This window comes from Collinsella sp. AM40-7AC (genome assembly GCF_003468125.1).
In the GTDB taxonomy this organism is placed as follows: domain Bacteria; phylum Actinomycetota; class Coriobacteriia; order Coriobacteriales; family Coriobacteriaceae; genus Collinsella; species Collinsella aerofaciens_O.
In genome coordinates, this window is record NZ_QSGK01000017.1 from 1 (window position 1) to 546 (window position 546).

1 tRNA gene (only partly in view) is annotated in these 546 nt (G+C 69.4%); it reads left to right on the top strand.

The features are described 5' to 3' along the window. Positions 1–492: 492 nt before the first annotated feature. Positions 493–546: transfer RNA gene (locus DW892_RS09980), tRNA-OTHER, on the top strand; it runs 55 nt beyond the window's last position.

Genomic DNA, 546 nt, shown 5'->3' on the forward strand with positions numbered 1-546 from the left:
CATTTCAAAACTATGTCGGATTACGGGGCTGGACCCGGACCGGCCGTCCATACCCTGCATTTCACGGAATGCGCAAGTCGCCTACCTGCGGTCTTGATTTTGCCGATTACGGCATGCTCGGGGCTTCCCGGCCTGGCCCCGTAAACCGGCATGGTTTTGAAATCGCCGGGCGGGCGGGGGCGCGGCTGGACCCGATAGTGGGCCCGGCGCCGGCGGGACGGCCGTTGGGCGGATGGCGGACCGCGCTGCGGAGGCGATAAACGGCGGACGGCGGGATCCGAGATGCCCCGAGGGCGCCGGGGAGGAGGGCGGCGGCGTGGCCGCCGCCCGCGGGGCGCGTCCCCGCGGGCGGAAAGGGCATCGCGGGGCTTCGGGGCCCGTTCCCGCGCCTGCATCCGCGGCCGGCTGCGTTCCCACGCCGCGCGGGGCGAAAGTTTTTCCGAAATTGTCCTTGCATCGGCGGGGGAGTTCCCGTATAGTACTTCTTCGCACGGGGGCGTAGCTCAGCTGGGAGAGCGCTTGACTGGCAGTCAAGAGGTCAGGGGT